Annotated in this window: 23 protein-coding genes; 15 read left to right on the forward strand and 8 right to left on the reverse strand. The window is 48.3% G+C overall.

The window, feature by feature from the left end; all coding sequences use genetic code 11:
- Nucleotides 1-65: 65 nt before the first annotated feature.
- Both ACMYR3_RS15855 and ACMYR3_RS15860 read left to right on the forward strand, forming a co-directional pair.
- On the forward strand, nucleotides 66-959 hold the full coding sequence (locus ACMYR3_RS15855; RefSeq protein ID WP_424192976.1) for a patatin-like phospholipase family protein: 894 nt from the start codon (nucleotides 66-68) through the stop codon (nucleotides 957-959).
- A 301-nt stretch (nucleotides 960-1260) separates the two neighbouring features.
- Entirely contained in the window at nucleotides 1261-3186 is a 1926-nt protein-coding gene (locus ACMYR3_RS15860; RefSeq protein WP_424192978.1) for an alpha/beta fold hydrolase, read from the forward strand.
- Nucleotides 3187-3201: 15 nt separating this feature from the next.
- Here the strand turns inward: ACMYR3_RS15860 and ACMYR3_RS15865 are convergent, their stop codons facing one another.
- Together ACMYR3_RS15865 and ACMYR3_RS15870 are read right to left on the reverse strand one after the other, a co-directional pair.
- Entirely contained in the window at nucleotides 3202-3837 is a 636-nt protein-coding gene (locus tag ACMYR3_RS15865) for an MOSC domain-containing protein (RefSeq protein ID WP_424192980.1), read from the reverse strand.
- A gap of 151 nt (nucleotides 3838-3988) precedes the next feature.
- On the reverse strand, nucleotides 3989-4369 hold the full coding sequence (locus ACMYR3_RS15870) for a metal-sensitive transcriptional regulator (RefSeq protein WP_424192982.1): 381 nt from the start codon (nucleotides 4367-4369) through the stop codon (nucleotides 3989-3991).
- 210 nt (nucleotides 4370-4579) lie between these two features.
- On the opposite strand from ACMYR3_RS15870, the gene ACMYR3_RS15875 reads away from it, so the two are divergent.
- Together ACMYR3_RS15875 and ACMYR3_RS15880 are read left to right on the forward strand one after the other, a co-directional pair.
- Nucleotides 4580-6424, forward strand: coding sequence for an ABC transporter ATP-binding protein (locus tag ACMYR3_RS15875; protein WP_424192984.1), 1845 nt, complete (start codon nucleotides 4580-4582; stop codon nucleotides 6422-6424).
- A gap of 294 nt (nucleotides 6425-6718) precedes the next feature.
- Nucleotides 6719-8230, forward strand: a complete 1512-nt coding sequence (locus tag ACMYR3_RS15880; protein WP_424192986.1) for a hypothetical protein — start codon at nucleotides 6719-6721, stop codon at nucleotides 8228-8230.
- On the opposite strand, the gene ACMYR3_RS15885 is transcribed toward ACMYR3_RS15880, so the two are convergent.
- Nucleotides 8227-9225: a D-2-hydroxyacid dehydrogenase family protein gene (locus ACMYR3_RS15885; protein WP_424192988.1), complete on the reverse strand. Its 999-nt coding sequence runs from the start codon at nucleotides 9223-9225 to the stop codon at nucleotides 8227-8229. The genes ACMYR3_RS15880 and ACMYR3_RS15885 overlap by 4 nt on opposite strands.
- Before the next feature lie 279 nt (nucleotides 9226-9504).
- On the opposite strand from ACMYR3_RS15885, the gene ACMYR3_RS15890 reads away from it, so the two are divergent.
- The 3 genes from ACMYR3_RS15890 (at nucleotide 9505) to ACMYR3_RS15900 (ending at nucleotide 13227) form a co-directional block, all read left to right on the forward strand.
- The gene (locus tag ACMYR3_RS15890) at nucleotides 9505-11361 is read left to right on the forward strand and encodes a phosphoenolpyruvate carboxykinase (GTP) (protein ID WP_424192990.1); all 1857 of its coding nucleotides are present in this window, start codon (nucleotides 9505-9507) and stop codon (nucleotides 11359-11361) included.
- Between the two features lie 178 nt (nucleotides 11362-11539).
- On the forward strand, nucleotides 11540-12508 hold the full coding sequence (locus tag ACMYR3_RS15895) for a LysR family transcriptional regulator (RefSeq protein ID WP_424192992.1): 969 nt from the start codon (nucleotides 11540-11542) through the stop codon (nucleotides 12506-12508).
- A gap of 113 nt (nucleotides 12509-12621) precedes the next feature.
- On the forward strand, nucleotides 12622-13227 hold the full coding sequence (locus ACMYR3_RS15900; RefSeq protein WP_424192994.1) for an acyloxyacyl hydrolase: 606 nt from the start codon (nucleotides 12622-12624) through the stop codon (nucleotides 13225-13227).
- Between the two features lie 97 nt (nucleotides 13228-13324).
- Here the strand turns inward: ACMYR3_RS15900 and ACMYR3_RS15905 are convergent, their stop codons facing one another.
- Together ACMYR3_RS15905 and ACMYR3_RS15910 are read right to left on the reverse strand one after the other, a co-directional pair.
- The gene (locus ACMYR3_RS15905) at nucleotides 13325-14326 is read right to left on the reverse strand and encodes a porin (RefSeq protein WP_424192996.1); all 1002 of its coding nucleotides are present in this window, start codon (nucleotides 14324-14326) and stop codon (nucleotides 13325-13327) included.
- A gap of 302 nt (nucleotides 14327-14628) precedes the next feature.
- Nucleotides 14629-15912 (reverse strand): porin, encoded by a 1284-nt coding sequence (locus ACMYR3_RS15910; protein WP_424192998.1) that lies wholly within the window; start codon nucleotides 15910-15912, stop codon nucleotides 14629-14631.
- A gap of 142 nt (nucleotides 15913-16054) precedes the next feature.
- On the opposite strand from ACMYR3_RS15910, the gene coq7 reads away from it, so the two are divergent.
- On the forward strand, nucleotides 16055-16723 hold the full coding sequence (coq7, locus tag ACMYR3_RS15915; protein ID WP_424193000.1) for a 2-polyprenyl-3-methyl-6-methoxy-1,4-benzoquinone monooxygenase: 669 nt from the start codon (nucleotides 16055-16057) through the stop codon (nucleotides 16721-16723).
- Between the two features lie 75 nt (nucleotides 16724-16798).
- Here the strand turns inward: coq7 and ACMYR3_RS15920 are convergent, their stop codons facing one another.
- Nucleotides 16799-17221, reverse strand: coding sequence for an OsmC family protein (locus tag ACMYR3_RS15920; protein WP_424193002.1), 423 nt, complete (start codon nucleotides 17219-17221; stop codon nucleotides 16799-16801).
- Between the two features lie 503 nt (nucleotides 17222-17724).
- Between ACMYR3_RS15920 and rplM the strand changes: the two genes are divergently transcribed.
- The 4 genes from rplM (at nucleotide 17725) to erpA (ending at nucleotide 20236) form a co-directional block, all read left to right on the forward strand.
- Nucleotides 17725-18153, forward strand: coding sequence for a 50S ribosomal protein L13 (gene rplM / locus ACMYR3_RS15925; RefSeq protein WP_424193004.1), 429 nt, complete (start codon nucleotides 17725-17727; stop codon nucleotides 18151-18153).
- Nucleotides 18154-18164: 11 nt separating this feature from the next.
- Nucleotides 18165-18557 carry a 30S ribosomal protein S9 gene (gene rpsI / locus ACMYR3_RS15930; RefSeq protein ID WP_424193005.1) on the forward strand — a complete coding sequence of 131 codons (393 nt, stop codon included), beginning with the start codon at nucleotides 18165-18167 and terminating at the stop codon, nucleotides 18555-18557.
- A 186-nt stretch (nucleotides 18558-18743) separates the two neighbouring features.
- Nucleotides 18744-19772 (forward strand): N-acetyl-gamma-glutamyl-phosphate reductase, encoded by a 1029-nt coding sequence (gene argC, locus ACMYR3_RS15935; protein ID WP_424193007.1) that lies wholly within the window; start codon nucleotides 18744-18746, stop codon nucleotides 19770-19772.
- 95 nt (nucleotides 19773-19867) lie between these two features.
- Nucleotides 19868-20236: an iron-sulfur cluster insertion protein ErpA gene (gene erpA / locus ACMYR3_RS15940; RefSeq protein WP_424193008.1), complete on the forward strand. Its 369-nt coding sequence runs from the start codon at nucleotides 19868-19870 to the stop codon at nucleotides 20234-20236.
- 201 nt (nucleotides 20237-20437) lie between these two features.
- Here the strand turns inward: erpA and ACMYR3_RS15945 are convergent, their stop codons facing one another.
- Both ACMYR3_RS15945 and ACMYR3_RS15950 read right to left on the reverse strand, forming a co-directional pair.
- Nucleotides 20438-21604, reverse strand: coding sequence for an anhydro-N-acetylmuramic acid kinase (locus tag ACMYR3_RS15945; protein ID WP_424193010.1), 1167 nt, complete (start codon nucleotides 21602-21604; stop codon nucleotides 20438-20440).
- A 73-nt stretch (nucleotides 21605-21677) separates the two neighbouring features.
- Complete coding sequence (locus ACMYR3_RS15950) at nucleotides 21678-23150, reverse strand: M23 family metallopeptidase (protein ID WP_424193011.1); 1473 nt, start codon at nucleotides 23148-23150, stop codon at nucleotides 21678-21680.
- Nucleotides 23151-23447: 297 nt separating this feature from the next.
- Between ACMYR3_RS15950 and tyrS the strand changes: the two genes are divergently transcribed.
- The 3 genes from tyrS (at nucleotide 23448) to ACMYR3_RS15965 (ending at nucleotide 26710) form a co-directional block, all read left to right on the forward strand.
- A complete protein-coding gene (tyrS, locus tag ACMYR3_RS15955; RefSeq protein WP_424193013.1) occupies nucleotides 23448-24704 on the forward strand; it encodes a tyrosine--tRNA ligase in 1257 nt (418 codons plus the stop codon).
- Between the two features lie 24 nt (nucleotides 24705-24728).
- Nucleotides 24729-25379, forward strand: coding sequence for a YbhB/YbcL family Raf kinase inhibitor-like protein (locus tag ACMYR3_RS15960; protein WP_424193015.1), 651 nt, complete (start codon nucleotides 24729-24731; stop codon nucleotides 25377-25379).
- A gap of 236 nt (nucleotides 25380-25615) precedes the next feature.
- Nucleotides 25616-26710 carry a hypothetical protein gene (locus ACMYR3_RS15965; protein ID WP_424193017.1) on the forward strand — a complete coding sequence of 365 codons (1095 nt, stop codon included), beginning with the start codon at nucleotides 25616-25618 and terminating at the stop codon, nucleotides 26708-26710.
- The last annotated feature ends 65 nt before the right edge of the window (nucleotides 26711-26775 follow it).

The following is a 26775-nucleotide window of genomic DNA, read 5'->3' on the forward strand; positions in this document are numbered from 1 at the left end:
TGATGATTAGGCAGAAACAGGTTTGCGCGTACCAATGGTTTGCACAATTATTAGAAATCGGGAACATGTTTGAACAGGTAGTTTTTTCAGGGGGCGGAAACCGCTGCTGGTGGCAAGCGGGATTCTGGGACGTGATCCGGCCGGCGCTGGATGTACGCCCACAGGTTATTGCCGGTGTCTCAACCGGTGCCGCAATGGCTTGCATGCTCTACGCCAATCACTCCCAATGGGCGCTGGATTATTTCAATTTTGTGCTCAAAGGCAACCCACGTAATTGCTATCCTGGCAATCTGCTTTCTACTCAAGAACCCGTCTTTCCTCACAAAGCCATCTATCAACAGGCATTACGTGAGACTTTGGGTGGCCAGCAATTTTTACGTCTAAAGAATATTGCCCCTGAAATCCGTATTCAATATACGCGCTTGCCACAAGGCATGGGCCTCTGGCGTGGCCTGGTGCTGGGATTGGGTGCTCATTATCTTGAAAAAAACCTGTTTAACCCACTGCATCCAACCTATGTCAAAAAACTGGGCTTCACTCCTGAAGCCGGACGTGTGCAAGATTGCGATACTGTCGATGATTTAGTTTCCCTCCTCATGGCCTCAGCCAGCATGCCACCACAAATGGGTGTGGAATATCGCAAGGGGCAACCCGCGCTTGATGGCAGCCTTTATGACAACATTCCAATCAATTTGGTGCGCACAGGTGAAAATGCCGGGCTAACACTCGTCTTGCTAACTGATCGATTTCCTACTTTGCCCGAGCAATTTGTGGTGGACGGTCGAATTTATGCGCAACCCAGCGCCAACATTCCGGTTGGAGCCTGGGATTACACACAACCGGAAGCGCTGCGCCTGGCCTATCAACTCGGTCAAAAGGATGCCCAGCATTTTTTACAGACAATTCAATCCCTGCAAGCCAACTACACGCAAGCATCAACAACACCCGCCAAAGCATGATGCATTGAGTCTGTCATTCATCCCTATCAATATACTGGGAGTAGTAATTTTTCAGAGGCAATAAATACGCACTGAAACAATTAAAATATTGCGATACTGCCAGCATTTTAAATCCCAGATCATTTGCGCATTAATCTGGCGAACATTCCTTCACGCTTCTGTTTATTTTTAATTCCAATAGATTAAGATAGCTTTAGTCTAATAAGTCATCGACGATCTGTCGATTTTTTGCCATCCTCTTGCCAATTAATTTGCTACTCTTTTGTCGATAACAAATTTATAGAAACGGACTACGGTTTTCATGAAAACAATATGGTTTGCGGGCGGCAAACCTGACTCCAGATTGATCGGCTGGCATCATCCACCGGCGGCTTCCATGCCCGTCCTGGGTGCAGTTCTGCTTTGCCCACCCTGGGGAATTGAACTGATTCGCAGTTATTCGGCGTTACGCCGCATGGCCATCAACTTAAGTCGCGCTGGTTTTCATGTACTGCGTTTTGACTATCATGCTACGGGTGACTCATCGGGTGCCAGCGGTGAAGCTGATCCTGTGTTGTGGCCTGATGATGTACTACTTGCTGCACAAGTGCTTAAGCAAGCCAGCGGTGACCTACCCATCTCTTTAGTCGGATTACGACTGGGTGCCTTGCTTGCTGCTCGGGCTGTTGGGCTGAACAGTATCAATCAAATTACTTTTGATCAGTTGATTTTGTGGGATCCACCAATTCATGGCCGCAGCTATCTGCGCCAGATGCAATCTCTCAATGACGATCTGTTATCGCAATTACAGGCCCAAGGCGTGCACATTCCACCAGAAGCGCGGGTTCGCGAGCTGGTCGGACTGCCGATCTCGCCACACATGGTGCAAGCAATTGAAGCACTGGAACTACAACAACTATGCGCCAATGCCACCCATAAATTGCAGGGTCATATTCAATGCTTTAGCAGTACTCATGATACCGAATTAAGTACTTTGCTAACGCTGATGAATCAGCAGCCTACCGCCCCCACACTGACCGTCATTGAAGACGATGGCGATTGGACAAATCCTGCGCGTCATGCCTATGCCCTACAAACACACGCCTTGCCAGCCACCATCGTCAACAAACTGATTGGTGCGGCCACGCCACAACCAGAAGCGCTCAACGACAACACCGTATCACTCCCAGAGGTCGTAACACCTGACGATCAACCGCGTGAAGAAGTATTGCGCTTTGGGCAAAGTCAGCGCTTGGTGGGTATCATCACATTGCCACCGGTTAAAAGTGCTTTACGTGATTGTCCTGATGTCATCTTGCTCAATCCTGGTCTGTTATATCGAATCGGCGCTTATCGCACCAGTGTCGCATTAGCTCGCTCCTTGGCGCGTCAAGGATTCAGGGTGTTACGACTGGATGTATCAGGTATTGGTGATAGCGAAGCACGTCGTGAACGTATGAGTTCAGCGGAAAATCCCGCCATTCTTGATGTGACTGAAGCAATGGATTACCTAACCAGTTGCTACGGTAGTACCCAGTTTGTTTTGCAAGGTCTATGCAATGGTGCTGGTTTGGCTCATGATGTGGCCGTACGGGATACTCGTGTAGTAGGTTTGTTGGCCATTGACACTTATGCTTATCGTACCCCCACATCAATTGCACGAATTATCATGCAGCGCTGTCTGCAACCACGCTATCTTGCTTCGCAAGCACAGGATTATTTGAAAAAAGCGCTATCTCCCCAATTCTGGGCACAGCGCCGTGCCAAGCGCGGCCTGATTGAAGAGGCGGCACTTGGCGAATTTTTTGCCTTTCCTGAAAAACAACTGCTAGAACAGGAAATGGTCAAGCTGGCTGAGCGCGGCATGAATGCGCTCTTCATCTACACCAAAGGCGCCGAAGCCATTTTCAATCACGTCAATCAGTTTACTCAGATGTTTCCGGCACTGAGATCATTTACCAATATTGAAGTGCTGTTAAATCGTGACTCCGATCACACCACCATGTTATCTGCCTCACGCCGCAAACTGATTAACCAGATATCGAGCTGGATGGGGCGTCACTTTGGTCATTCTCATTTTGTGCCATTAGTACTACCCAAGAATCAACATTTACGTGCTTCGGATTTGAAGACCGAAGCCACAACGGAAACTTCTCGCAATACAGCGATGGACTTTCTTCAGGAACCCCGCTTAAGCGAAACGGGTAAATTTCAACCCAGCCTGTTCAACTCCACGCCGAATGGTTAAGCGTTCAGCGATTGCTTAGCGCAGATCGTGAAGTCGCGAGCGGTAGCGCAAAGCAAACTGTTCACGAACCGTCACATAGCGCTCACCCGGTTCTAGCGTAATTTCATCACCTGCTTTGATTTTTCCTGGCTGCATGACCTGTAAATAAAAGCCGCAATAACCCGATTGCACCATCATTTTGACGGCATGATTAAAGCCCATCTTGGCGTTAAATTTGTAGCAAGGATGCCTGGCACCCGACACGATAAAACTCATTTCGCCAATTCGTAAAATATCGCCAATCCATAGATTTCTCTCATTCAACCCTGTAACCAGCAGGTTTTCCCCAAGACTGCCCGGTGGTAAGGGCGGCAAATCGGCGTAAGGGACAAGACCTGCAACAGGCTCCACCACAGGTTTGAGCGCCTGGGTACGCAAGTTACTCCAAAACACATAATGTTCTTGCGGATAAGCATATACTGCCTTATCCAAACCACCGTGCACCGTCAGATCGGCCTGTTCGTCGCCCTCAATCCCCAACGGCAGCACACAGATTGGTGTTGGTTCTTCCAGAGAGGAAACAACTTGCTTGTGAATCCCACTCATTACCGATTGATCTTCATCCACCTGCAAGGCGGCCACCTTGCCACGACATATTGCCAGCAATCGCATTTTCAACTCCTCATACTATCGCGGGTATTTTATCCAGTCCCATCAACAGAAGCTCGCGATCAATGAATCAACATGATTTAAGTAGATGACTTTGACTGGACGAAAAAAAACCCGAAGCCAGCTTCGGGTTTTTGGTCAAGGTTGAATAATCTCAACAGAATTTGGTCAGTATCTCACCCACCGATTTGGCACGCTCAGTTGCATCAGTCAGATTGGTCGACTTTTGTGACTGGGTATACAGTGTATCTGCCAGCATCAAGAAAAAAGCCTTGTCCAATGCGCTACGTGATGCAGACATTTGCTGGGCAATACGTGCCGAATCATCGGGCGTGGTACTTTCGTGAACCATTTTCTGGATGCCGCGCAATTGACCTTCAATACGTTTCAGACGTACAACGATGGCGTGTTTTTGCTCGTCCGAGAAGGCCGGCATACCAGCCGGTGGCGGCGCACTCAGAGTTTTTGCAGGCGTGGCCGCTTTTGCTTCGGTGCTGGCCGCGCTAGAAGTCGGGCTGTTAGGAGTATCAGACATTAGGAACCCTTTCCACCTGTTTTTTAGTAAAGTGTTTACAGAATACACCTAGGCAGTATGAAATAGCAACCCTCCTCAATCTGACCTTGTTGTAATTGTGTCGAAAATCCTCGCCAATCATGAAATTATGCACACTTGTGCTGTGAGGCACAGCGATCATTGATAATAGAAGATGTTTATCACTACCGCCTTTTGAAAAAGGAAATTCAAGTGTCTGCGTCTAATACTCCTGCCACAACCACTTCGTTGTCTGCCAATCTGACTTTTGCCCCCGGCTTGAATGGTTTGTATCAGGCACTTTGGCACTTTGCTCAGGGGCAGCGCTGGCAAGTCGCGATTGCTGCTTTATTACTCACCGCATCACAGCTCACCAAACTGGCCATACCTTATTTAGCAGCCCAAGCAATCAATGCGATTCAGACTGGTGGAATCACGCACTTGACCCAGGCTGCATGGAATATGCTATTGATTTTTCTAGCTTCTGTAGCCAGTTGGGCACTGCATGGGCCGGGCCGAATCATGGAACGCAATGTCGCCTTGCATGTCCGTGAGCGACTCTCGGATACCCTGTATGCCAAACTGGCCAGTTTGCCTTTAGGATGGCATGAAGCCAATCACTCGGGAGAAACCATTCATCGGGTTTCGCAATCGAGCAGTGCCTTATTCAACTTTGCGCAAAGCCAATTCATCTATTTGCAAAATGCGATCAACCTAATTGGCCCCATTGTGGCGCTTTTTCTGCTTTCCCATATGACGGGTATGGCAGCACTTCTTGGATACGGCTTGATTGCAGTTGTCATCATGTACTTTGACGGCATCATGCTCAAACTCGCCGTCCAGGAAAATCATGCACAACGTCGCTACAACGCCATCCTGGTTGATCTGCTCGGTAATGTGATGACCATCATTGCCTTACGTTTACAACAAGCCTCGCGGATTTTGTTAGCCAGTCGCTTGGCCAATACCTTTATCCCGATCAAGCGCAGCATTGTCTATAACGAGAGCAAATGGTGCGCGGTTGATTTAATGAGCAGTGCCCTTTGGTGTGTACTCATCGTGCTATACGCCTGGCTGGCACAGCAATCAGCCAACACGTTGGATGGTAGCCATGCCGCACTGGGTGCGACCATCATGCTGGGTAATGTATTTATGGTTTATCAATATACACAACAAGCTGGTGGTGTCGTGACTGCGCTGGCCAGTCACTATCAGGCCATTGCTACCCACATTGCAGATTTTGAGAGTATCGAACCAATTGCCGCCGCAGATCCGTTACCCACGCCGACCATAACAGTCGCCCCCCAATGGCAACGTATTACCTTAGCTGATATTGAATATGCACACGCCAAAAGTCGGCATGATACGCAATCGGATCAACTGGCCTTGCAAGTCAAGCAGCTTTGTTTATCACGAGGTAAAAAGATCGCACTGGTTGGTGAAAGTGGTTCTGGTAAAAGTACGCTCCTGCGTGTCTTGGCGGGCCTTTATCAGGCGTGCTCTGGACAATGGTTAATTGATGAGGTAATCCAACCCGAACTGAAAGATCTGAGCAGTATTGCTACACTGATCCCACAAGATGCGGAGATTTTTGAAGGTACTTTGCATCAGAACCTCACCTTTGGGATGTCGGTTGAGAACAGCATTGTTAATCGCGCCATCCAGATTGCCAGCATGACTTCCTTGATGGAAAACTTGCCACAAGGACTGGAAACCGCCATTTCTGAGCGTGGTCTTGATTTCTCAGGTGGGCAAAAGCAGAGAATTGCCATCGCCAGGGGTTTAATTGCTGCTCAAGGCAGCTCTTTATTACTGTTGGATGAACCAACCGCCAGCCTTGATCCAGGTACCGAAGCCCAAGTCTATGAAAATCTGTTCAATGCTTTTCCCAATACCTGTATCATTTCTTCGATTCACCGACTGCATTTACTGTCTCGATTCGACATTGTGGTATTTATGGAAAAAGGACGTGTCAAGGCATCAGGAACTGTTGCCGAGGTAGCCAGTCTGGAACCACGTTTCAAACTTTTGCTTGAGCACGCACAGCAAGCTAAATAATGAGCACCACTGACTCATTGCGGCATTTTTCACAATAAAGGTAGATTATTTACCTCGACAATGCCAAGATGCCATTCAGGGCATATATATTGCAATGTTTTATTGCGGCAACGAATAACATGACTTTTTGCTTAATTCGGTCGACTGCTACCGCTGATTTTGACGGCTATCAATATCAGGAGAGTATTTGAGAAGGTAAAGTGGCTAAATTACCGCGCTTTTGTCGCTTGAATTTACAGCGCCAGATAATGAACGCATTAAGTAATATCTCATCACCCAAGAATGTTGAACACAATGATTAAAAATTATACGGATTTGTCTTTTGCCCGCAGCATTGTCTTGTCTGTCATGATCGGTATTTCTGCTTTAATACTTTCGGCCTGTGGCGGTGGTGGCGGTCCGGTCGCTACATCAAGCTCAGGCGGTAGCTCAAGTAGTGGATCTTCGAGTTCTGGCAGCAGTTCGGGTAGTAGTTCCGGGCCAACGCCCGCCCCCTCCAATGAATGGGCTACCGCAACACAAATAGCGTCTTTAAGCAGTGACTCCCTGGCCATCAGCAACCCGCAGATCGCGACTAATTCCTCAGGTATTGCTGTGCTGGTCTGGGAGCAATTAAACGGCACTGTCAGTAATATTTATGCATCCCGTTTTGATGGCGTAAGTTGGGGCTCACCAGTTTTATTGGAAACTGGTGCCAATAATGCGCACTTCCCACAAGTGGGTATCGACAATAGTGGCAATGCCATCGCTGTTTGGGAGCAAGTGACCGTTTATGACCCAGTTAATGACAGTAGAAATAATCTCTGGTCTGCTCGACTAAGTGCAGCAACCGGAACCTGGGCAACCGCGCAACAGATTGCAACCCAAAATACCCATGCCAATCAATCCATTCACTTACCAAGATTGGCCGTCAAGGGAGATGGGACTGCCTACGCAATCTGGACTCAGGATGACAGTACGGGTAATAGCACCAATGATGTGGGTTATGCCTATTTCAACGGCAGCATTTGGGGCAATATACAAATCATCGATAATGCCGCGGGCGATGTCATGGAGGCACAAATCTCGGTTGGCCTAACAGGTCGTGTTATTGCAATCTGGGCACAATCTGATGGCAATAACAGCAACATTGTTGCCAATCGTTCTGAGAATGGCATCAATTGGCTTGGCGTAACTCGTCTGGACAACTTGGCTAACGATGCCAATAATCCACAAGTGACGCTCGACTCATCAGGTAATGCGATTGCCATCTGGCAGCAGGAAAATGATGCAGGCCCTATCAGAATTTATTATCAACGCTACGCTGCTGGCTGGGGAACTGCCGCAGTTCTTTCGACAGATACAGGAGCGCCTGCGCTGTATCCACAGATTGCAACGAGCCCTAATGGCAAAGTATTCGCTGTTTGGCAGCAATCAATTGTGGGCACCGATGGAGCCAGCAAAATTTACGCTAACGTATTTAGTGGCAGCTGGGGAAGTAATACGATTATTTCGGGCTCAACAAATGGGGCAGCAACACTTCCTCAGTTGGCCGTAGACGCCGGGAATACCGCCTATGCCATCTGGAATCAGATTAACTCCCCGAACAGCAATCAGAGCAATAGCCGCATTGTTGTCAATACGTATGTAAGCGCCTGGGACAATACGTCCAACTATCTGGATGCCGATCCTAATCCAGCTACCGCCGACAGCAGCGCTGCAGTGATCGCTGCTGGCGCTGCGGGAAAAGCGGTTACTGCCTGGGTAAAAGATAACAATGCAGCTACCAACAATGCTTTCAGCCTTGTGAGCCGCCGAACTAATTAATTGAGCACTTCAGGGTTAAGCACATTTCGAGGCTTACCCTGAATCCAGGTCTCAATATTTTTAAAGGCCGCCGCGAACATGGCCTCATAATTCTGTAGCTCGACAAAACCAATATGCGGCGTGCAAATAACGTTCTCCATACGTAGTAATGCGTGTCCCTGCAATATGGGCTCAAGCTGAAAGACATCCACTGCGGCCATGCCGGGTCGACCGGCCATTAATGCTCGCTCCAAGGCATCTTGTTCAATCAACTCGGCTCGGGCTGTATTGACCAGCAAGGCAGTTGTTTTCATTTGCCCCAAATCGTCCCTATCTATCAGACTTTCAGTATCTTCATTTAAACGAAGATGCAAGGTTAAAACATCGGCCTCAGCAAAAAAAGCAGCACGCGATTCAGCCATCTCATAGCCCATTTCTTGTGCTAACTTCATGGAAGCAGCGCTCCCCCAAATGACGACACGCATACCAAAAGCTTTGCCATAGGCGGCAACCAATTGACCAACCTGACCAAAACCCCAGACTCCCAAAGTTAAACCATGCAGCCGCCTCCCCAAACCAAAATTACTGGGTAAGTCACTACTCTTTAGGCCACTTTGCTGCCAAACACCAAATTTTAGACTGGCGATATATTGAGGGAGACGCCTTTGCGCCGCCATAATAAGTGCCCAGGTCAGCTCTGCCGCAGGAATGGGATCATTCACGCCACCCATCACTACCACGCCTTTTTGGGTACAGGCGTCCAGATCAATTTGGCGACTAACCGGCCCTGTTTGACTAATAAATTTCAATTGAGGTAACTTATCCAGCAACTGTCTGGTGATCTGGGTTCTTTCATGAATCAGCACCAATCCCTCCATCTGGGATAAACGTGCCGTCAATTGGCCAAGACCTTTGACCGTGTTATTGAATACTTTGACTTCGTGCCCATTGAGTAAATGAAAGCAATCCAGTTTTCGTGCAACATCCTGATAATCATCAAGCAAGGCAATTTTCATAACTTCTCAATCCGTTTTTTGTGCGCCGTGCATAGGTAAGCTAAAGATTAGAGCGTATCCTAACCAACCTTTAATGACACAAATAGGTCAATTCTCGAAGTAGTAGTAAAATTACTACCCTTTCAGCGAGCCCTGCCAAGATAAAAAGTTCACGGCAATCTCGCGGCTATTGATACATACTCTTACAAATTCCAATAAAAAGGCCATGTCCAAAGGCTATGGGATCAACGATAACAGCAAGAATATGAAGATTTTTTTATTTGTTTTGGAGAACTCGCAATGAATCAACCCTATATGAAAGGGGTATCCAGCGTATCGGCCCCTGCCTATGTCAAGCACATTAAGCTAATCAACTGGATTAGCGAAATTGCTGCCTTAACCAAACCTGACAGCATTTACTGGTGTAATGGTAGCCAAGAAGAGTACGACCAGCTCTGCGCCACTATGGTTGCAACTGGTACTTTGAAAAAACTGAATCCCGCCAAACGTGGCAACAGCTTTCTGGCCTTATCGGATCCCAGCGATGTTGCTCGTGTTGAGGATCGCACCTATATTTGCTCCGAAAAAGAGGAAGACGCTGGCCCAACCAACAACTGGATGAAGCCGGCAGAAATGCGCACGACACTCAACGGTCTGTTTGATGGCTGTATGCGTGGCCGCACTCTGTATGTTGTACCTTTCTCAATGGGCCCATTGGGATCACATATTGCGCAGATTGGCATTGAACTGTCCGACTCTCCTTATGTTGCCGTCAATATGCGTTTAATGACCCGCATGGGCAAGGCCGTTTATGATGTGCTGGGCGAGCATGGTGATTATGTACCCTGCGTCCATACTGTTGGCAAACCGCTGGCACCGGGTGAACAAGACGTTGCTTGGCCTTGCAACAAAACCAAGTACATCGTGCATTACCCTGAAACCCGTGAAATCTGGTCGTATGGTTCTGGTTACGGCGGGAACGCTCTGTTGGGCAAAAAATGTTTTGCCTTGCGTATCGCTTCCACAATGGGCCGTGATCAAGGCTGGCTCGCAGAACACATGCTGATTTTGGGTGTAGAAAACCCCCAGGGCGTAAAACGCTATGTGGCAGCGGCATTCCCATCTGCTTGCGGTAAAACCAATTTTGCCATGCTGATTCCGCCAAAAGGTTTTGAAGGCTGGAAAGTGACCACCATTGGTGATGACATTGCCTGGATCAAACCCGGTAAAGATGGCCGCCTGTACGCCATCAACCCCGAAGCAGGTTACTTCGGCGTGGCACCCGGTACCAATGTCAAAACCAACCCTAACTGCATGGCCTCATTGAATGACGGCGTTATCTTCACTAACGTGGCACTGACTGACGATGGTGACGTATGGTGGGAAGGCATGACCAAGGAAGCCCCAGCTCACTTGATCGACTGGCAAGGTAAAGACTGGACACCAGAAATTGCCGCTACGACAGGTGCTAAAGCAGCCCATCCCAATGCCCGCTTTACTGTTGGCGCCACTAATAATCCTGTGATTGATCCCGACTGGGATAATCCCGCTGGCGTACCGATTGATGCATTCATCTTTGGTGGCCGTCGCTCCACAACCGTACCGCTGATTACTGAAGCGCGTAACTGGGTCGAAGGTGTCTACATGGCGGCGACCATGGGCTCAGAAACCACTGCTGCTGCTGCTGGTCAACAAGGTGTGGTTCGTCGTGACCCATTTGCCATGTTACCTTTCTGTGGCTACAACATGAGTGATTATTTTGCTCACTGGTTGAGCTTGGGTAAAAACATTGCTGCCAGTGGCGCCAAATTGCCTGGCATCTTCTGTGTTAACTGGTTCCGCACTGATGAAACCGGTAAATTTGTTTGGCCAGGTTTTGGCGAAAACATGCGTGTTTTGAAATGGATGCTGGATCGCGTTGATGGCCAGGCTCAAGGTGTTGAACATATTTTTGGTACGACACCAAAATATGAAGACCTGACATGGACTGGTTCGGATTTCTCTAAATCAGACTACGAAAAAATCACTTCCATTGACTATGCGGCATGGCAGCGCGAAGTTGGCCTGCATGCCGAGTTGTTTGAAAAGCTCGCCTATCATTTGCCAGTCGAATTGGCAGAAACTAAGCTGGCTCTGGAAAAACGCTTGGCTGCTTAAGCTTTTTTGCCAGCGCTCCAAAAGCGTCCTTCGGGACGCTTTTTTTTTGCTTTTTCACCTAGTTTGCCCATATCCCTAGAAATTCCTTACTTTTAACTAATTTCCTCACAAATCGCTAAAATCAGGCCATAGAAAAATTTAAGCAGGTATAACAAAACTCATCGGCAACTGGATCATCATGAATTTTCAAACACTGGATCTCAATTTGTTGCGGGTTTTTGATGTGGTCATGTCCGAGCTTAGCCTGACACGTGCAGCAGACCGGCTGGCGATGACGCAACCCGCCGCAAGCAATGCCTTGCGACGTCTTAGAGAAGCAATTGGTGAAGATCTCTTCATTCGAACCGCGCACGGAGTACGACCCACCTTGCGCGCCATACAAATGTGGCCCTCGGTGCGTGATGCGCTCTCCAAGTTGCAGCAAACCCTGGCCCCCGAAGTATTCCAACCTGAAGAAGTATCCAACAGTTTTCGGCTGGCGATGGCCGACATTACTGCAGCAACCTTGCTGCCCACACTGGCTCAGCAAATTGAATCACATCATTGGAAAGTGAATATTCGTGTGCAACCGCTGTTGACTCGGGACCCTCAAGCTTTGCTGGCCCAAGGCGAAGTCGATGCTGCGATTGGGTTTTTCCCACAACTTACTGGAGCACGCGTAGCTGGCAATCCGCAAGCATTATCCATTGGTCACAGTCGTCTTTATTCAGATAGTTATGTCTGTCTGATGCGTACCGATCACCCCTTAGCCAATCAAACCCTGACGTTGGACGACTATTGTGCAGCTGAACATGTATTGATCAACTTTTCTGGTGGTGGTCGCGGTTTTGTTGACGAAGCACTCAATAATTTAGGCCGCTCACGCCGCGTCATGCTCAGTGTTAACCAATTTAATACTGCCGCACGCATTGCTGCCAAAACCAATTTATTAACATTGGCACCTGGCTATATGGTAAATCGCCCAGAAGCCATGGTGGGATTGATCGCCAAACCGTTTCCTTTTGAGTTACCAGAAGTAGTGGTTGATATGGTCTGGCACGAGCGCGACACACAACGACCATCACATATTTTTTTACGGGAACAACTCCATTTTGCGGCCTCAACCATGAAGCTTGTTCAGAATGCGAATAAAGCATCCATCGATTAAATATACTACGCGCCAGTAATTTTACAAGATCAACAAATACTTACCTATCAGACCAGTTTTTATCTATACTCCTTCAATCCAACCCCATCACTCTGTTCATTTTCAGGATAACCATGAAAACAAAAAAAGCTTCATGCAGTATTGCCCTGCCCTGTCATGGCAAAAAACTATTGGCCACGCTATTGCTGGCAGCGACGAGTCTTGCGCACGGTGCAGATCTAAGCCCCGATGGCGTTTCGTTTGAAGTTGGTTCGGGCAATAAAACCGATATGGCAAGACTCGGTGTCGCATGGAAATGGGATAAAGTCTGGTATCAAACCGGAGACTGGCAGCTGACCAACTTTTGGGAATTGAGTGTTGGCCGCTGGAAAGGCAAGGCCTACCCAACCATCAATGGACAACCAGGACACAGCACTCAAGAATTGACCGATATTGGCTTTACACCCGTTTTTCGTTTTGCGAAAACCGATGCAATCGGTCTTTACTATGAGATTGCGGTTGGCGCTCACTATCTGTCAGAAATCTACGATACCAACACCCGTAAATTTAGTACCAAATTTCAGTTTGGTGACCATATTGGTATTGGTTATGTCTGGAAGCTACAAGATAGTTCTGCCATTGATGCCGCGATTCATTTCCAACATCTTTCCAACGGCAGCATCAAGCAACCCAATCCTGGGGTCAACTTCTTACAAGCCAAAGTCCAGTACTGGTTTTAATGATGGAATGATGTCATCAATGCCTCAATTGGCTGAGACAAAATAAAAAAGGCACCCGAAGGTGCCTTTTTTTAAACTAATTCAGTCGTTTGACTGATTAGAATGCGTGGCTTACACCAACGATAAATGCACGTGGGTCTTGGCCAGCAACTGCTGGAGTCAACGCATTGCCTTCACCGGCACCAACTGGAGCATAAACTGCAGCGCCTTCGTTTTTAACTTTAGCAAAGCCAACGTAAGCGAAAGTACGTTTGGACAAGCTATAGTCGTAACGAATGCTGAATGCTTTAGCAGATTTAGTGTCGTTAGTTTTGTCTTTGATCTTGCCGTAGTCGAGCAACAGGTTACCGCCGCCCAGAGGAACGTAGCCGTAGATTTCATAGATACGTGAGTCATCTGCAGAACCATCAGCTTTGAAGTTGGTGAACAAACCACCGAGTTTTACAACGCCCAGGTCATAAGATGCACCCAGAGCCGTTGTTTTTTGTGTTGCAACAGCAGTCGCTTTGTTTGATTCGTAACCCAGGTTAACCAGCAACGGGCCATTTGCATAAGCTACTTTACCAGCAAATACATTACCCAGTGACTTAGGCGCAACTGCGCTTTCGCCAGCTGAATACAGCAATGTGCCAGTGAAACCTGACAGATTGTTGGTGCTGTATGCCAATGAGTTGTTCAGACGGCTCGACAGGTTGTAACCAGTAGCGAAGTAGTTGGTTGCATTACCCCAAGCCATGCCACCTTTGTTAAAGGTAGTATCGTATTGAACCAGGAACACTGGGTTCAGTTGACGACCAACAGAAACTGTACCAAAACCACCGTTCAAACCAACCAGAGCGGCACGGTCAAACAGAGTTGAAGCTGAACGGCTTGTACCGTTGTCGATATTGAAACCGGATTCCAGATTGAAGATGGCTTTCAGACCGCCACCCAGATCTTCAGAGCCTTTCAGGCCAAAACGTGAAGTCAGAACACCACCGCTCTGAATTTTAGTAATGCTTTGGCTACCATTGTTAGCAAATTGCAGGTTTGCGTCAGCAATACCGTACAAAGTTACACTGCTTTGGGCTTGAGCGGCACCAGCAAAAGCACCAAACACTGACAGTGCGATTAGGGATTTTTTCATTGAGTAATCTCCAAAAAATAAAGATAAACGAAGCGGGCGTAGTTACGTAGAAGGACTTCGTTATCGACCTCACTGACCAGCTAGTCCGATGAGTCACTTCAACTGAAGCTGTTTGCAATTTATCAAAGAAGACTGGCCAGGGCAAAGACAACTGTCCCAAATCGCCAATGAAGGTGAATTTCTGTTAGGTTTTTGCAACATGACCTCCCCAAATGCCCTGTTTACTCGGGCAAATGAGGATCAAAAGGGGATTTTTATACTGCAGAGCAATAAGACTAGAAACGATGACGAATTCCGAATTGAATAGCACTGGTTGTCGCCCCTGATTTATTGGCGTAACCACCGAGATAGCCAGCACCACCAGGCGCGTAAGCGGCATCCTTGTTGTTTTTGATCAGGCCATAAAAGGTGTAAATATCGGTACGCTTGGATAAATCGTAGTCATAACCAATCCCGTAAATCTTGGCATCGCCATCATAGGCAATGGGTGCCAATGGACTGCCGATCGAGGTTTTTTTGTCCTTGAGTATGCCAAATGAAGCCATGATGCGGCCCTGACCAATTCGATAATGAGCACCAATCAGTGCGCATTGCTCATCGACGGCAAAATTGCGCAGCAGAATTGGCAAGATGGCATTGGCGGTTGCAACGCTGGTTGCACTGACTGCGCTGTAAACACCTAAAGCAGCGTCTGAATTATCGTTTTTGGCTCGGGTGTAGCCGACAAACAGCTTGAGATTATCCATGGTGTATGAACCACCTACCGCCCAGGTTTTCAGACCACTGCTACCATTGGCAGCATTGGCATGGTTGTAGCCAAGTCCTACATCCCAACCATTAGCCACATAGCGAACATTGCTACCCCAGCGTTTGCCAGCACTACTGTTTGCAGCATTTTCACCCGGAGAATAACTGAGCGCGAATTTCACCCCATTGTGGGTAATGCGATATTGCAAAGTATTGTTCCAGCGCAGCTCTACCGCGCCTGGCACCAATAAATTGCCTGCCGTTCCAGCATTGCCGGCTTCCATAGGATCCAGATAATTCAACACCTCATAAGCCGGGGTGTATTGGCGACCAATCAAAAAACCACCGACTGGTGTGACCAAACCCACATAAGCTTGCCGATCAAATAGGGTATTGCTGGTATTGATGCCAAATTGCGAGCCAATCGCACCGTTGACAGTGGGTGCCAGTGCTGCAGGCAATCCAGCAGTCCAGATGTTGTAGCTAGTCGTACCAATCAGCTGATTAGGCGGCGTATTGAACGGAGGCCGATTACTCAATTGGCCAGTATCCGTTTCCAAACGACTTTCCAGGGTGAAAATGGCTCGATAACCGTTGCCAAGATCTTCATTGCCTTTAAAGCCAAATCGAGAACCTTCCGCAATACCACTATTGACTTGTGTCAGACTACTATTGCCAAGACGGGTGTACTGTAAGCCTGCGTCAACAATACCGTATAAGGTAACGCTGGTTTGAGCGGACGCGTGACTGCTTAGTCCTACAATAAGAGGAATCGTACTCAGGGTGTAATACAGGTCAGATTTAAAAGTCATCATGCCTCCAGGCTATTATTTTGTTTGGTAACGGCATCTTAACGAAGCGTTTACATAAAACAAAGTAGCATGACTACCAGTATCCTAAAGACTAATTAACACCTATTTCACCAAGCAATTAACCAATTATCTTCAAACCCTCATGAAAACAGCCGTCCCACTTTCATTTTTTGATCAATTCATTGGTGAGTTTGACCGCAGTCTGCGCGTCTTGACTGGATCGGTGGCAGCGCAACGCCCTATTCCACAGCCGGATCGCCACGAGGATGTCGTCGATGAGCTGGGTCACGATGCCTTGAACGTGGTAGAAAAAAAACATGCTGCCGGATTGATGCGTATCAATCATGTGGGGGAAGTTTGTGCTCAGGCGCTGTATCAATCACAAAAGCTGGCAACCCATGATCCAGCCCTGAAACAACTCTTTGAACACGCGGCGCAAGAAGAGGAAGATCATTTGCACTGGACGCTGACACGCATTCATGAGCTCGGCGGCCATCCCAGTCTGCTCAATCCCTTGTGGTATACCGGCGCTTTTGCCATTGGCTTGGTCGCTGGCACATTAGGCAACGCAGCCAGTCTGGGCTTTATGGCAGAAACTGAACGACAGGTTGAACAGCATTTAGATGATCATCTAACGCGCCTGCCCAAAGCCGATCAAGCTTCTCGCGCCATATTGGAGCAAATGCGAGTCGATGAAATCAGCCACTCACAAAGTGCCTTGCAAGCAGGCGGTAATTTACCCTCAAAACCAGTCAGCCAGTTAATGCGTGCCGCCGCCAAAATCATGACCACGCTGGCCTATCGGATATAAGTTATAGGGAGTACCTAGAATAATCAACCCATTAAGTACGTAAATAAAGGCTCATTAATAATACTATGGGCAGTATCAAGCCTCAACCAATTCCACCGAATGGGTCATCTCAGCAGTCTTCTCAATCATGATGGAAGCCGAACAATACTTGTCATGCGACAGTTTGATGGCGCGATCAACCAGACTGGCGCTCAAGTTCTTGCCGGTCACCTTGAAATGAAAATGGATTTTGGTAAAAACCTTGGGATCTTTTTCAGCGCGTTCCGATTTCAACTGCACTTCACAACCGCGAATATCCTGACCACTTTTACGCAGAATCAGCACGACATCATAAGCAGTGCAGCCACCCGTGCCCAATAGCACCATTTCCATTGGCCGAGGCGCCAAATTACGGCCACCGCCATCTGGCGCGCCATCCATGGCCACTACATGACCACTGCCGGTTTCGGCCAAAAATGTCATTCCGGTGCCGCCCGTCCAGCTCACTGTGCAATCCATGATCACTCCCACTGAAAAAATAAATTCGATTGTAACCAGTATCTTTTTTTCCTATTTCAGTCAGGATTAGGAACTATTTTTCTTGGCCCCCGTCATAGACTATATCTATGGCGCCGCAAGGTATGAAACCTCTAATAATAGGCTGCTAAGTTACTGACTTCTAATCGTTATTTTCAGCATTTGTAAATTAGAAAAAATTTCTTGCGTTGCAACATTTTTTCTATAGAATGATTTCATCAAATCCTTTTTCAGAGTCGATAATTCAAAATGAATAAACGTCTTCTGAAGCCCAGTTTGTTGTTGTGACGTTGTCTCCTCCACCCCTCCTCTTAGGTGGATTCCAAGCCTGGTGAACCACCAGGCTTTTTTTTGCTCATTTTTTTGGCAAATCAACGATTTCAAGTTATACTAGAGAGCTTTCCCGTGGCTCGCGGGGAAACATGATGAGTCTGCATCCTATAAGCAGAGCCTGATTAATCGAGCCAATTTAATTGGAACTTACTATGAAAACCTTTTCCGCTAAAGCCCATGAGGTTCAGCGTGACTGGTTTGTGATTGATGCGACTGATAAAGTCCTCGGACGTGTAGCCAGCGAAGTTGCACGCCGTCTGCGCGGAAAACACAAGCCTGAATTCACACCTCACGTTGATACTGGTGACTTCATTGTCGTCGTTAACGCATCCAAACTGCGTGTTACCGGCAACAAAGCACTGGACAAACGTTATTACCGTCACTCTGGTTATCCAGGCGGTATTTACGAAACCAATTTCGAGAAAATGCAGCAACGCTTTCCTGGCCGTGCGCTGGAAAAAGCCGTTAAAGGCATGCTGCCTAAAGGCCCATTGGGCTACGCCATGATCAAAAAACTCAAGGTGTATGCTGAAGCCAATCACCCACATTCGGCTCAACAGCCGAAAGTGCTCGACATTTAAGAGGCACGATCATGATCGGTAATTACAACTACGGAACAGGCCGCCGCAAGAGCGCAGTGGCACGTGTCTTTATCAAGTCTGGCTCAGGCACCATCGTTGTGAATGGCAAGCCCATCGCTGACTACTTCGCTCGCGAAACCGCACTGATGATCGTGCGCCAACCACTGGAACTGACTAACCACGTTACCACGTTTGACATCAAGGTCAACGTGAATGGCGGCGGCGAGTCTGGCCAGGCTGGTGCAGTTCGTCACGGTATCACTCGTGCATTGCTCGACTATGACATCACATTGAAACCCGTCCTGTCCAAAGCAGGTCTGGTGACTCGTGATGCCCGTGAAGTTGAACGTAAAAAAGTCGGTCTGCGCAAAGCTCGCCGCGCGAAACAGTTCTCCAAACGTTAATCCGTTTTTGGACTTGTTTCAAAGAGCCGCCACTTGGCGGCTTTTTTTATCGCACTGTTTTTATTGAAGGCCCATCCTGCATAGATCATCGCATGGGTTCATACACGTGACGCACGAGCTTGCTACACTGGCGCCTCGAACTCGAAGTACGATTTTCAATTGCTTTCATATTGTTGAGGTTTGATCATGATTAAAGTTGGCATTGTTGGTGGCACAGGTTATACCGGCGTCGAGTTGCTACGCTTATTGTCGCAACACCCTGACGCCCAATTGACGGCCATTACTTCACGCAAAGAAGCGGGGACAGCGGTTGCCGATATGTACCCCTCATTGCGCGGCCGGGTTGATCTCAAATTTGTGGAACCACAAGATGGCAAACTGAGTGAATGCAATGTGGTCTTTTTTGCCACACCGCATGGTGTCGCCATGGCACAAGCCAAAGAATTGCTGGCCTCAGGTGTCAAGATCATTGATCTGGCCGCTGACTTTCGCCTGCAAGATGTCGCACAGTTTGAGCAGTGGTATGGCATATCGCATAACTGCCCCGATGTACTCAAGGAAGCGGTGTATGGCTTGCCTGAAATCAATCGTGGCGCCATTAAAAATGCACGCGTGATTGGCAACCCTGGCTGCTATCCGACGACCATTCAACTCGGTCTTTTTCCTTTACTCAAAGCCAATATGATTGATGCGGGCAATATCATTGCCGATTGCAAATCGGGCGTGTCCGGTGCTGGCAAAAAAGCTGAAATGGGCCTGCTGTTTTCGGAAGTGAGTGACAGTTTCAAGGCATACAGCGTATCGGGACACCGTCACGTGCCCGAGACCATTGAGCAACTGCAGCGCATGACCACGGACAAAATCGGCCTGATTTTCACACCCCATCTGGTACCGATGATTCGCGGCATGCATTCGACCATCTACGTCAAACTCAAACAAGACACGGATGTACAAAGCTTGTTTGAAGCCGCTTACGCTAACGAACCTTTTGTCGATGTGATGCCTTTTGGCAGCACGCCTGACACTCGCTCAACCCGCGCCTCCAATATGTTGCGCATTGCCCTGCACCGTCCTGGCAATGGTGACACACTGGTCATCCTGGTGGTGCAGGACAATCTGGTCAAAGGTGCGGCTGGGCAGGCCGTGCAATGCATGAACGTGATGTCTGGGTTGGCTGAAACCACGGGGCTGATGCATGTGCCCGTTTTACCTTAAAAATCGGCAAAGCCATAAATGAAATAGGGACTTAGAAAAAAAAGGTTTTTCCGCTAAGCTAACCGAGTTAATAACCGTATTTTTGGAGAAATAGCATGACTGCTATGACCGCATCTGATCCCGTGGCTGAAATGCCGACCCCATTTGTCTTTACCGATGCGGCTGCCGCCAAGGTCAAAGAACTGATCGCTGAAGAAGGCAATCCTGAACTGAAACTACGCGTTTTTGTACAAGGTGGCGGCTGTTCAGGTTTTCAATATGGTTTCACGTTTGATGAAGAAATCAACGAAGACGACACTGCCATGACCAAAGATGGCGTGCAGCTGCTGATTGATGCAATGAGCTATCAATATCTGGTTGGTGCCGAAATTGATTACAAAGATGATCTGACTGGCGCCCAGTTTGTCATCAAAAATCCTAACGCGTCCTCGACCTGCGGCTGCGGCTCGTCATTCTCGGTATAAGGCAAGCCGACCAGCACGAGTGCTGATACGATAAAAAACGGCACCATAAGATTCAGCGCCATAAGTCATATGGTGCCGTTTTCATTGACTCTGCCATTTCATTCAGGATCTCGATTATTACTCATACTATCCAGTAGTACACGCAATATTCAACCACTCAGGTGCGTTAATACTGATCCATTTAAAATACCCCACCCCAGTTTAACGTGGGTATAAGGCACCTAAAATCCGCGGCCCACTCGCACCCGTCACTTCAACCAAGTTACCTGGCTCACCCATCACACACTGGCGCGCCAGCCAGGCAAAAGCCAGCGCTTCGACATGATTAACGGCCACACCAAGCTCTTCCGTGTTCATCAGAGGAATGGCATCACCCAGTCTGCTTTGAATTCTTTGCAGTAGCCATTTGTTATGTGCACCACCACCACAAGCATAAACAGCTAACGCCACCGATGACAGGCCGACCAAATGGGCGGTGCTACTGGCGATCGTATCACCCAACAAGCCATTGACCTGCGATATTTCATTGACGATCGATTGTGCCGTCAGCTCGCACAAGGTTGCCTGCACATCAGCCGCGTGTGCCAGTGGCGCATGATTGTTCAGTAGCCCAGTCAGCCAATCAAGATGAAATTGATCACGCCCCGTGCTTTTGGGTGGCCTCTTTGAAAAATAAGGATCATCCAGCATCGCCTTGAGTAAAGGCTCAATGAGCTGACCGCTCGCCGCCCAACTACCACCGGAATCAAATGGGCGTTGCAAATGGCGCTGAATCCAGGCATCCATCAGCATATTGCCAGGCCCTGTATCCCAACCTTGTACCTGCCCCTTGCGCAAAGGTGGCAAAACGGTCAGATTGGCTATCCCACCAATATTGAGTATGACCCGGGTCTGATCTATCACCCTGAACATGGCGGCATGAAATGCCGGAACCAGCGGTGCACCTTGCCCATTGGCGGCGATATCACGACTACGAAAGTCTGCGACAACATCAATCCCAGTCAACTCTGCCAATAACGCGGGGTTGAGCGATTGCCAGGTGTACCCCTGCTGAGGTTGATGACGCAGCGTTTGTCCGTGCGCGCCCAAGGCGGTGATTGCCTGTGCAGACACACCCGCTTGCCTCAGCAACGCCGCCACACAACTCGCATAACTTCGTGATAGCTGATTAGCTGCCTGTGCTTCACGCGCCAGTTCATTATCACCCGGCTGCTGCAAAGCCAAAAACTGGCTGCGCAGCTCGTCATCAAAAGGCAAATAAGCACTTGCAATCACTTTGGCCTGGCCAGGCTGAGTCAGATCGGTCAACACCCCATCGACGCCGTCCAGGCTAGTACCAGACATTAAACCAATAAAAAGTGACTGCATTGCCTAAATCTCAAAAAAAGCAAAGCCCGCAAATGCGGGCTTGGAAAATATATTGACCGAAAATACGAAAGACTTACTCTGCGCGAGCCAGACGCACGCTCCGGCTCAATTCAATACGATGCTGGACATCAGCCGCCATCATTTTAAAGGCTGAACGCTTGCTGGCTGACAGCTCCGGCGGTGGTGGCAGCACGGCGGTCATTGGATCAACCGGCACATCATTGACACGAAACTCGTAGTGCAAATGAGGACCCGTCGCCCAACCGGTTTGACCAACAAAACCTATCACCTGATTTTGCGCAACACGATCACCCTTGTTCATGTTGTCAGAAAAAGCCGAAAGGTGCGCATAAACAGTCGTGATATTGTTGGCATGCTTTACAAACACCACGTTGCCATAACCACGCTGCTGTCCGACAAAGTCAACCACGCCATCACCCGCACTCTTGACCTTGGTGCCAGTTGGGGCGGCAAAATCAACACCAGTATGCGCCTTCCAGTTTTGGAAAATGGGATGCAAACGCTCTTCAGTAAACTCCGAGCTGATACGCGTAAATTCAAGGGGGTTACGAATAAAGGCTTCGGCCATCCGACGGCCTTCGTAGCTATAGTAACCACCACGAGGCACATCCTTAACCGCTGTCGACAAAGTTGTTTTGAGTGCCGCAGGCGCTGTTGCTAGCGCAGGCTCATCAAACCAAACTGCACTTAAGCGTTTGCCACGGTTATACAGTTCGACCGCCAACACACGACCCGCACGGGCAAACTCGCCATTGTCGAAAAAACTTTCATACACCAGATTGATACGATCACCTCTTTTGATGTCCTTTTCCATATCCAGCTGACCGGAAAAAATATCCGCAATCTGGCTGGAAACGGAGTCCGGCACACCGGCCGCATCGGTGGAAGCAAAGTATTTACCGCGTAATTCGACCGACTTCACTTCGATGCGCTGTTCCAGGGAAACAGCTTCAATGTGTGCAAAAAAATGATTATCCGATAAGCGGCTGATCACAACCTGTTGAGCGGTGGCAGCTTGCACCTCAAATTTGTCGGCGGAATTGACAGGTCCTTGTGACTCACTCAAACGCAAGGATAATAACTGGCGTTGCGGATTAGTGATAACACTGATCCACTGACCTTCATCAAAATGGAACAGCTTGCGCGCAGTGGCATCATTGCGAATGAAGTTTTCAGCATAAGGATCACGTACCCCCATGCGCAATAAGAGGCCCGACAAGGTATCGCCACGGCGCACTTGCTCCTGGCGATAAAGCGGGACTTCTGCATCTTCAATCACACTGAGCTGATCTTCAAGGCTGCGGATTTCCAGGGTTTCAGATGCATTGGTGATGAGTGGTGGTTGCTCTGCCTTCATCGAAACACCAATCGCTGCACCAGCACAACCAAGAGAACCCAATAAAGCGATCAGCAACCAGCGTGCGATAGAAATCCGTTTGGACTCATGTTTGGATAACTTGGCCTGGCGTGCTTCGGTATGAAGATCAAGGCCGGTCATCTTGAATTGAGAAAGTTTTTTTTGCATCGTTCCGTCAGTTAAAATTCATGCTACTTGTGGTTACGCCAAGTACTGCCGTTTTGCTGGTTCTTTTCAGCGCAACTGCGGGCTTTACCCGTGATGACAGATAAGATGCTTGATGTCTGTCCCCAGTATGCGCGGCCAATTTATTTTGAGTTTTCTTTGGCCGAGCGTTCGATTATAACAAAACCAGTCATAAGAAAACCGAATAGCTCTGTTTCCAGGAAGAACGAACCCGGAATTGTTCCTATTTGCCTATTTTTACAGCAAGATTTAATCCCGCCAATTAACGAAATTAATTTCATGAACGACGCCGCTTTAACGCCTTCACCAACTACTGCTGCCCCGACTATCTATTCCCAATCCGTTCAGGATGCACTGGCCATTGTCAAACGCGGCGCCGAAGAATTGCTGATCGAAGCCGAATTTGCCCAAAAACTTGCCCAAAGTGAAACCAGTGGCAAGTCATTGCGCATCAAGTTGGGGCTCGACCCAACCGCGCCCGACATTCATGTGGGTCACACCGTGGTGCTCAATAAGTTGCGGCAATTGCAAGACCTCGGCCATACCGTGATCTTTTTGATTGGTGACTTCACCAGCATGATTGGCGACCCGACCGGACGCAACTCGACTCGCCCCCCATTAACGCGCGAGCAGATTGAAGAAAACGCTAAAACCTATCGGACCCAGGCATTCAAGATTTTGGACGCCGACAAAACCGAGCTACGTTTTAATTCTGAATGGTGCACACCGCTGGGCAGTGAAGGCTTGATCAAACTAGCTTCGCGCTATACCGTGGCGCGCATTCTGGAGCGTGACGACTTCACCAAGCGCTTTGAATCAGGTGTGCCGATCTCCCTGCACGAGTTCTTGTATCCGCTCATGCAGGGCTATGACTCGGTGGCGCTGCAGTCCGATCTGGAATTGGGTGGCACCGACCAAAAATTCAACTTGCTGGTTGGCCGTGAATTGCAAAAGCAATATGGCCAGTCCCAACAGTGCATTTTGACGATGCCCTTGCTGGAAGGTTTGGATGGTGTGGAAAAAATGTCCAAGTCCAAAGGCAATTACATTGGTATCAATGAAGCACCGGGTGACATGTTTGGCAAGCTGATGAGCGTCTCGGACGAGCTGATGTGGCGCTACTATGATCTACTGTCCTTTCGGACTCTGGCCGACATCGCGGGCTTTAAGGCAGAGTGCGCGGGTGGTCGCAATCCGCGTGATATCAAGGTTTTGCTCGCGCAAGAAATCGTGGCACGTTTTCATAGTCAGGCCGATGCCGAAAAGGCCCTGGCTGACTTTAACGATCGCGCCAAAGGCGGCATTCCCGATGACATTCCAGAAGTGTTACTGGCTGGCGCACCGCTGGCCATTGGTGCACTGCTCAAGCAAGCCGGACTGGTCCCATCCACCTCGGAAGCGACACGCAATATCGAGCAGGGTGGCGTCAAGATTGATGGCACCAAAATCAGTGACAAGGGTCTCAAAGTGGCGGCGGGCAATTATGTGATTCAGGTAGGCAAACGCAAATTTGCTCGTGTATGCTTGACAGCATAATCACACGTCAATCTGGGGAATAACATGAAGCTCTGGTCAGATAGTTTTGCCGATGGCGCAACCATTCCTGGTGAGTTTGCCTTTTGCGTGATTGATCTGAAAAATCATATTGCGGTTTCCAGCAATCGCAACCCGCATCTGGCCTGGAGCGACCTTCCCCCAGGCACTCAATCCCTCGCGCTGATCTGTCATGACCCGGATGCGCCCTCGCGGCCTGATGGTGTCAATAAGGAAAATCGGGAAATACCCGTCGATCTACCGCGTGCCAACTTTTTTCATTGGGCGCTCTTTAACATCAACCCTTCTATCATCGAAATTGCCGCTGGCTCGCACAGCCATAGTGTCATGGCGCATGGCAAGGGTGGCCCGGTGACGCATCAGCAAATGCGCCACGGCTTGAATGATTACACCAGCTGGTTTGCCGGTGACCATGATATGGATGGCGATTACTTTGGCTACGACGGCCCCTGCCCACCCTGGAATGATGCACTGGTCCATCGTTATATTTTCACCCTGTACGCTCTGGATGTTGAACAACTGCAAGTTGAAGACAAATCGACCGGCCCGCAAATTTTGGCTGCTTTAGAAGGTCACGTTCTGGGTTCTGCCCAATTCAAAGGGATTTATACACTCAATCCCAGACTCACCCGAAATAATATTCAAGGCCAAAAATAGCCATACTACAGTCCAGTACCATGCATATATGATCCATACAGTGCTTATTTATTAAGTAAAAATAAATACTCCCAAGGAGTAACATTTTATTTGATAAAGACTTTCTGCCACACGACCCATTAATATCAAATTGTTGCTATTTGTTATGTAGCGGCAATAGTTCACGTTCGATCAAATCAACCAACATTAAACTAGCCCCTCCTGATCACAAATATATCAACTGGAGGATAAAAATAATGAAAGTAGTTCTGATCAAAGGCAGCATGCTGACGTTAACGCTGAGCGCGGCACTGGTATTGACTGCATGTGGCGGCGGTGGCTCAACAAGCAGCAACGCACAAGCAACTAACAATACCAATACAACATCAACTAACACAGCTCAAAGTACAGCAATAGTAATCAGTAAAGATAGTGCTCAGCAAATAACCGCCGACTCTGTTCAATCAGGAGATAGTTTGTCCACCTATTCAGATGTGAGCAAAGGATTCGTTGCAGGGGTTCAGGTTGAAACCAATATCATTGCAGAAGATCTTAGTAATAATGCCCTGGCAATTCTCTATAAAGCGAATGCATTACCACGGGACAATGTGGCAGTTGGTATAACTAAACCAGCCAGTGCTCCTTGCACAAATGGTGGCAGTTTGTCTGTTAACCTCAACTATCTCGCAGAATCGGTCATTAGCAAAGGCGATACGCTTAATATTAGCGCGAGCAACTGTATCGAAAATGGCATAACAATAAATGGTGCATTAAATTTCACGTTTAATAGTGACATCACCAATCCTTCAAGTCTTACCGCAACGGGTATTTGGAAAGCGAGTATGACCATTGGATTTAGCAACTTTAAAATTGCATCAAGTACCAGAACCTCATTGGCAGATGGCGACCTGAGCATTGCCTTTGATCAGAATGGCAGTAACAGCATATTTGCACAAATCACCAATAATCAACTGACTTTGCAAAGAGGACTGACAAGCGATATTGCACAAGGCAAGCCATCACAGGTATTAACACTTAATCAAGTCAATCTGAGCATGACGCGTAGTGGTGGCAATTATGTTCGCACTGACAATTACAATGCCAAAGGCAGCTCTGTCAAACTGGGCACTTTTGATTATTCAGTCGTAAATCTATTGCCTCTTAAAGGCATAAATGGTTCCTTACCAAGTGAGGGCAAGCTTAAGATTCATAGCGCATCAAAAGGTACCGTTATCGCTACAGTTTTAGATAGCAATAATGTGCGGCTAGAGATTGACGCCAATGATGATGGGATTACGGATAGTGATGGCACCAGCATTGTGTCGTGGACTCAGCTGAGGGCTCTACTGTAAGTCCAACTGTAGCAATAAAAAAGCCGATGCAAACATCGGCTTTTTTATTGAAAATTTCAATACAA

Origin of the sequence: Ampullimonas aquatilis (assembly GCF_049675895.1) — a bacterium.
Lineage (GTDB): Bacteria > Pseudomonadota > Gammaproteobacteria > Burkholderiales > Burkholderiaceae_D > Ampullimonas > Ampullimonas aquatilis.

What these genes read in the sequence shown, in the direction of transcription:
- ACMYR3_RS15855 (WP_424192976.1), top strand. Translation starts at nt 66, where the DNA reads ATGTTTGAACAGGTAGTTTTTTCAGGGGGCGGAAACCGCTGCTGGTGG.
- ACMYR3_RS15860 (WP_424192978.1), top strand. Translation starts at nt 1,261, where the DNA reads ATGAAAACAATATGGTTTGCGGGCGGCAAACCTGACTCCAGATTGATC.
- ACMYR3_RS15865 (WP_424192980.1), bottom strand. Translation starts at nt 3,837, where the DNA reads ATGCGATTGCTGGCAATATGTCGTGGCAAGGTGGCCGCCTTGCAGGTG.
- ACMYR3_RS15870 (WP_424192982.1), bottom strand. Translation starts at nt 4,369, where the DNA reads ATGTCTGATACTCCTAACAGCCCGACTTCTAGCGCGGCCAGCACCGAA.
- ACMYR3_RS15880 (WP_424192986.1), top strand. Translation starts at nt 6,719, where the DNA reads ATGATTAAAAATTATACGGATTTGTCTTTTGCCCGCAGCATTGTCTTG.
- ACMYR3_RS15885 (WP_424192988.1), bottom strand. Translation starts at nt 9,225, where the DNA reads ATGAAAATTGCCTTGCTTGATGATTATCAGGATGTTGCACGAAAACTG.
- ACMYR3_RS15890 (WP_424192990.1), top strand. Translation starts at nt 9,505, where the DNA reads ATGAATCAACCCTATATGAAAGGGGTATCCAGCGTATCGGCCCCTGCC.
- ACMYR3_RS15895 (WP_424192992.1), top strand. Translation starts at nt 11,540, where the DNA reads ATGAATTTTCAAACACTGGATCTCAATTTGTTGCGGGTTTTTGATGTG.
- ACMYR3_RS15900 (WP_424192994.1), top strand. Translation starts at nt 12,622, where the DNA reads ATGAAAACAAAAAAAGCTTCATGCAGTATTGCCCTGCCCTGTCATGGC.
- ACMYR3_RS15910 (WP_424192998.1), bottom strand. Translation starts at nt 15,912, where the DNA reads ATGACTTTTAAATCTGACCTGTATTACACCCTGAGTACGATTCCTCTT.
- coq7 (WP_424193000.1), top strand. Translation starts at nt 16,055, where the DNA reads ATGAAAACAGCCGTCCCACTTTCATTTTTTGATCAATTCATTGGTGAG.
- ACMYR3_RS15920 (WP_424193002.1), bottom strand. Translation starts at nt 17,221, where the DNA reads ATGGATTGCACAGTGAGCTGGACGGGCGGCACCGGAATGACATTTTTG.
- rplM (WP_424193004.1), top strand. Translation starts at nt 17,725, where the DNA reads ATGAAAACCTTTTCCGCTAAAGCCCATGAGGTTCAGCGTGACTGGTTT.
- rpsI (WP_424193005.1), top strand. Translation starts at nt 18,165, where the DNA reads ATGATCGGTAATTACAACTACGGAACAGGCCGCCGCAAGAGCGCAGTG.
- argC (WP_424193007.1), top strand. Translation starts at nt 18,744, where the DNA reads ATGATTAAAGTTGGCATTGTTGGTGGCACAGGTTATACCGGCGTCGAG.
- erpA (WP_424193008.1), top strand. Translation starts at nt 19,868, where the DNA reads ATGACTGCTATGACCGCATCTGATCCCGTGGCTGAAATGCCGACCCCA.
- ACMYR3_RS15945 (WP_424193010.1), bottom strand. Translation starts at nt 21,604, where the DNA reads ATGCAGTCACTTTTTATTGGTTTAATGTCTGGTACTAGCCTGGACGGC.
- ACMYR3_RS15950 (WP_424193011.1), bottom strand. Translation starts at nt 23,150, where the DNA reads ATGCAAAAAAAACTTTCTCAATTCAAGATGACCGGCCTTGATCTTCAT.
- tyrS (WP_424193013.1), top strand. Translation starts at nt 23,448, where the DNA reads ATGAACGACGCCGCTTTAACGCCTTCACCAACTACTGCTGCCCCGACT.
- ACMYR3_RS15960 (WP_424193015.1), top strand. Translation starts at nt 24,729, where the DNA reads ATGAAGCTCTGGTCAGATAGTTTTGCCGATGGCGCAACCATTCCTGGT.
- ACMYR3_RS15965 (WP_424193017.1), top strand. Translation starts at nt 25,616, where the DNA reads ATGAAAGTAGTTCTGATCAAAGGCAGCATGCTGACGTTAACGCTGAGC.